We start from the raw sequence: 2,597 nt of genomic DNA on the forward strand, positions 1-2,597 counted from the left end.
GGTCGTGTGCGATCGCCATTGCGGCCCCCAGCTCGTCTACCCCTAACGACTGCATTAGATCGTACCGCTGTTTTTTTTCTTCCGGCTCAGTCATGGCCAATGCCAGGAGCAGGCTTGGGGGCACGGCTCGAAACAAAACCTCCATCGATTTGGAAAGCACAACCCCTTCAGTATACTTTCCGCTCTCTTTACGGGCTGACAGCATCAGTGACTTTTGCGCAGGCGTCAGCTTACGGAACGTGGTGATTTTCTCCACTTCATCCGGTGGCATGTTCAGGCAGATCCACCACTCGATCATGTTAAGCATCGGTGCTGCTGCTGACGGAAGGTCGTCGATGTTCTGAGTGGCAAGCCAAAACCAGGCACCGAGTTTTCGCCACATCTTGGTGATCTTGATGACGTAGGGCGAGAGAAGGGGGTTTTTCGTAATGATGTGACCCTCGTCAGTGAAGTTGACGATCGGACGCCCCTTGAATTGGTCCCGTTCTGCAATGTTGTTCACGGTGTTGATCAGCGAGATGTAGGCGACCGACAGTTGGGCGTTATACCCCTCGCGGGCGTAGGTGGCCAAGTCCAGGATTGTGATGTCGGCCTCAGGCCAAGGCGTACCCTCCCGGTTGAACATCTCACCGTCAGCCCCCATGCAGAACATGTCCATGGCTTCAGCCATCTCAAACATGCGTTCTCGGCGCTTTTCCGGAAGGGTGGTGTCCTTGCCAGCGTCACTCAGCGCATCACGCACATCCTCCGTCTTGACTGCTCGTTCAGCGTCAAAGCATGTTCTGGCTGCCGTCAGAATGCAGTGCCTAATGGCGCTGCGGTCTGCGCGAGTGAGTCGAGCCTCTTCTCTCTCTTCGCCGCCGGTGATCATGAGCCTGGCTACGATCTCCATTTCGCCCAAAACATCACGCTCCTCTTCGCCCTGTTCAGGCATTGTTTGCAGATGCTCATCGGATCCTTCAATGTCATCGGCATCCAGGATCGTGACTTTGTCAGGTGTTGACACCAGGCGAATGGCATCAGTGAAGGGGGCCAGACTCACGCCCGACCCTGGCGCCAACTTGAGCCGGTTGACCGTCAGCCCAAGCTTTTGGGCAAAATCTCCCAGTAGGCCGAAACTATTACCGGCTTCAATGATGAACAGGCGCGGCCTGTAAATGGCGATTAACTGCATCAGCAAATTGTTGGCCGTGGCTGACTTACCTGAACCTGTCGGGCCAAACAGGAGCAGATGGGCATTCATCTGCCGATCAAGCTTGTTGAATGGGTCGAACGTCAGCGGTGCACCGCCCCTGTTGAACAGGGTTATGCCGGGGTTGCCCGTGCCGCTGGCACGACCCCATACCGGCGAAAGGTTCGCGACATGCTGGGCGAGCATCATCTGCGTGTACCAGTCCAAAGCATGTTTCTTGTTCACATCAAAACTGGCGGGCAGCCACCGCAGGTAACTGCTGAGAGGGGCGACTTCATCACGAGGATAGACAGGTTCCATACCGGCGCTAAGCATGGCATTGGCAAGCTCCATGCTCCGACTTTCCAGTTGTTGCTCATCCTTGCCGGTCAAGTAAAAAACCACGTTGCCCCGGTACAGCTTGTGTTTTCGACCGATCAGTTTCCGGGCTTCGTCGACCGCTTCACGGGTCAGGGCGGAGGCTTGATTGTCACCGACTGATTTACGTGCCAGTTTTTCCAGGTGGGCCTCCAGAACATCCTGTGGAGTGATCACCAGCGTGATGTTGAGTACTGTGTCCTCGGGCAACTTGTCGAACAAGGCATGCAGCGCGTCCCCGCCTTTACGGTTTTCACCCGTCAGGTGCCCGGTCTTTGGCGCATCGCGTAAGCGATCGAGGACGATGACCCGATGAGGGCGCGAGTCGAAGTACCAGAGACCTTTCTTGGCATCCGATTGCGGTTCGCTGTAGAACAGGCACTGAGAGAAATCATCGCCGCTGGCCAGCGGCAGCGTGCCCTCTTCTGGTGGTTCGACCGTGCGGTTATTGACGATTTCGAAGAAACGATCGATGTCCTGGCGCTTTGATCCCAAGTGTTCGGGATGCGGGTTGAACCAGTGCAACAGCCAGTGACGAATGTCATGGCGATCCATGCGCCGGGTTTTGATGCCCGCGTTGGCCAGTCCTCCCGTCAGGCGCTCGCAAATGTTTTTCAAGTACATCGACGGCGTCTGGCCACGAACCAGTCCATCGCCGGTGCAGCGCCGGTAGACGACCATGCGAACCCTGCGTTGCTGGCCGCGCCAGGGCAGTTGAGACACTTTGGTGTCTTCAAATAAACACCCGGCTTGGAGATTGCCTCTAGGTGATGTTTGAATTGCTGCAGGTACATTTCTGTAAACGCCGTACCCTGAGCGCGAGGCTGGACGTAATCATGCAACGTCTCCAGATAATCTTCCCAACTGGTTTCATCCTTGGCGTAGAACTGCACCACCCAAGGCGACTCATCCAGTTCGTCAAAACTGTCCTGCAGCGCATTTTCAAGAGCATCGCGCGCTTTGCGTAACCACTCAGGATCCCGACCTTCGGTGCCTATGGGGGTCAGTTCATAGAATGCTGCCAGTGACTTGCCGTCCTCGAGCAGCA

The 2,597-nt window shown here is 56.0% G+C and carries 1 pseudogene; it reads right to left on the reverse strand.

Annotation, left to right across the window (positions count from 1 at the left end):
- A pseudogene (locus tag ABJ99_RS25545) lies at positions 1 to 2,595 on the reverse strand (conjugative transfer ATPase); the annotation flags it as partial.
- Positions 2,596 to 2,597: the final 2 nt, after the last annotated feature.

Source organism: Pseudomonas syringae pv. cilantro, from assembly GCF_001293775.1.
In the GTDB taxonomy this organism is placed as follows: domain Bacteria; phylum Pseudomonadota; class Gammaproteobacteria; order Pseudomonadales; family Pseudomonadaceae; genus Aquipseudomonas; species Aquipseudomonas syringae_P.